This window comes from Kitasatospora sp. NPDC056531, assembly GCF_042794375.1.
Classification (GTDB): domain Bacteria; phylum Actinomycetota; class Actinomycetes; order Streptomycetales; family Streptomycetaceae; genus Kitasatospora.
Map to the genome: position 1 here is coordinate 10,273 of NZ_JBHTTU010000128.1, position 2,533 is coordinate 12,805.

Annotated in this window: 3 protein-coding genes; 1 reads left to right on the top strand and 2 read right to left on the bottom strand. The window is 74.7% G+C overall.

Going from position 1 to position 2,533, the window contains the following annotated elements; genetic code table 11:
- Positions 1-254: 254 nt before the first annotated feature.
- Positions 255-1,511, bottom strand: a complete 1,257-nt coding sequence (locus tag ACFQ87_RS41035; RefSeq protein WP_380616063.1) for a cytochrome P450 — start codon at positions 1,509-1,511, stop codon at positions 255-257.
- Positions 1,512-1,609: 98 nt separating this feature from the next.
- Here ACFQ87_RS41035 and ACFQ87_RS41040 point away from each other — a divergent pair, with 98 nt between their 5' ends.
- Complete coding sequence (locus ACFQ87_RS41040; RefSeq protein WP_380616064.1) at positions 1,610-1,879, top strand: hypothetical protein; 270 nt, start codon at positions 1,610-1,612, stop codon at positions 1,877-1,879.
- A gap of 27 nt (positions 1,880-1,906) precedes the next feature.
- Here the strand turns inward: ACFQ87_RS41040 and ACFQ87_RS41045 are convergent, their stop codons facing one another.
- A complete protein-coding gene (locus ACFQ87_RS41045) occupies positions 1,907-2,398 on the bottom strand; it encodes a GNAT family N-acetyltransferase (protein ID WP_380616065.1) in 492 nt (163 codons plus the stop codon).
- Between the last annotated feature and the right edge of the window lie 135 nt (positions 2,399-2,533).

A 2,533-nucleotide genomic window follows, 5' to 3' on the forward strand; every position in this document is an offset into this window, starting at 1 on the left:
GCTCAACACCGGCTCCGACATCGCCGCCGCCCGGGGCGACCACGCCCGCACGATGGCGAACTGGCCCGATTCGGACCGCACCGAGTTCGCCCGCCTGATCACCGCCTTCGTCGCCGACTTCGGCCGGGTGGTCCACGAGGGCCGGTAGGGTCGCCGGCCGGCGCCGGCGCGCGGTTCGGTGGCGCGCCGCCGCCCGGCCGCGACACCACGGCGCACCACACGCCGTGCAGCCACACGCCGTGCAGCCGCCCGCCTCAGGCGCCCGCCGCCTCCCCGCCCAGCAGCACCGGCAGCGAGCGGTGCCCGTTGGAGATCAGCGACTCCACCGGCTCCAGCTCCACCCCCGGCAGCAGCGCCAGACGCGGGAAGCGCTCGAACAGCGCCCGCAGCGCCGTCTGCGCCTCCAGCCGGGCCAGCGGCGCGCCGAGGCAGAAGTGCGGGCCGTGCCCGAAGGCCAGGTGGTCCTTGGCCGGCCGGGTGACGTCGAAGTCGCCGCCGCTGTCCCCGTAGCGCACCGGGTGGCGCCCGGCCGCCGCGTAGGAGGCCAGGATCGCCTCGCCCTGACGGATCACCACCCCGCCCGGCAGCGCGATGTCCTCGACCGCGTAGCGCAACGGCAGGTGCGCCACCGGCGCCTCGCGGCGCAGCGCCTCCTCGACCACGTCGTCCCAGCCGACCTTGCCCGCCCGCACCAGGTCGAGCTGGTCGGGGTGGGTGAGCAGCAGCGCCACCGCGTTGTCGATCAGGTTGACGGTGGTCTCGTAGCCCGCCGAGACGACCAGCAGCAGGGTGTCGCGCAGCTCCTCCTCGGTCAGCGCGCCGCCGTCGCCCTCGGTGTCGCGCACGGTGATCAGCAGCGAGGTCATGTCCGTCCCGGGCCGCTCGCGCTTGGCCGCTACCAGCTGGTCCAGCATCGCGTAGAACGCCGCCGCGTTGGCCGCGGACTCCTCCGGGGTGAGGGTGGTGTCGAAGACCCGGTCGACGGTGCGGCGGAACCGGTCCCGCAGCGCGTCCGGCAGGCCCAGCAGCTGGGCGATCACCTGGATCGGCAGCGGGTGGGCCAGGCGCTCGCGCAGGTCCACCGCCGTCCCGGGCGGGGTCAGCGCCAGCTCGTCGAGCAGCGCGGCCGTCAGCCCCTCGATCCGCTCGGCCAGCGCCGCGACCTGACGGGCCGTGAACGCCGCACCCACCAGGCGCCGCAACCGGCGGTGGTCGGCGCCGTGCGCGGTGAACATGTTGCGCGCCGTCACCCACAGCGCCAGCGGCCAGTTCGGCACCACCCGCGCGAACGCCGGCCAGTGCTGCCGGCCGTCCTTGGAGACCCGCGGATCCTTGAGCAGCTCCTCCAGCAGCACCGGGTCGGCCACCGCCCACGCCTGCACTCCCAGGATGTCCACGGGCGTGGCCGGCCCGCGCGCGAACAGCTCATCGCTCTCGGCGTCACGGCCCCGCCCGGTGGGGTCCAGGACGAGCCGCGGGCAGTGCGTGGGGTGGTCGAACTGGGGCTCCACAAGGGCTCCTTCACGCAGGGGCGGGGTTCGCTCGGGACGAGGATGGCCCGCCCGCCCGCCCCCGTCGAGAGGGCCTCGTGAGCTCTTTAATCAAATTCGTGAGCCTGGGCGAGCAGGACGGCTTCACCCACGCCTACTGCGTGGGCATCGCCGACCTGGCCGCCCTGCGGCGCTACATGCACGACCCGGTGCACCTGGCCGGCGACCCGCAGATCATGCCGTACCTGTCCAGGATCGCCATCGGCCCGGACCTGTCCGACGACATGACGCCCACCCTGGCCGCCGAGATCCTCGCCCTGCACGAGGAGAAGGCCGCGCTGTACCCGCAGTGGGCCGCCGACCTCACACCGCTGCTCACGGCGGCGTAGGTCCTGGCGGCCCGCCTGCGGGAGCCGTCAACCGGCCAGCGCCATGCGCCAGTTGTTGGAGCGGATGTGGTTGCCCGGCGGGTACTCGAAGGCGACCTCGCCGACCAGTTCGAAGCCGGCCTTGCGGCACACCGCGTTGGAGGCGCCGTGGTGCACGGAGGGGAAGGCGTGCAGCCAGGGCAGCGTGCCCTCGCGCCCGGCCCGCTCGGCGCACAGCACCAGTGCCCGCACCGCGAGGCCCCGGCCCTGGAAGTCGGGCAGCACGGCGTACCCGGTCTCGTGGACGTCCTGCCCCTGCCAGGCGTGCGTCCAGTACCCGACCGAGCCGGCCGGCTCGCCGTCGAGCAGGAGCAGGAACATCTGCCCGCCGGTGAGCGCGAGGTAGCGCTCGTGCCGGCGCCGGATCTGCTCGGCGCTCTCCACCCCGCCGAGGTGCTCGGTCAGCTCGGGGGTGTTCTGGCGGTGCAGCAGGTCCAGGCCCTGCTCGGACCACGGCGCGAGGATGGGGGAGGTCGTCATGGCCGCACGCTAGCGCCGGGGTCTGACAGCCGGCGTCCGGCCGGCCGCGGGAACGCCGGTGCCCGCCCGTAAGCCGCAGGTCCCGTGCTGTGAGGAGGATCCGGCGCCGATCGCCCCGGCGCCGGGGGTGCGGCC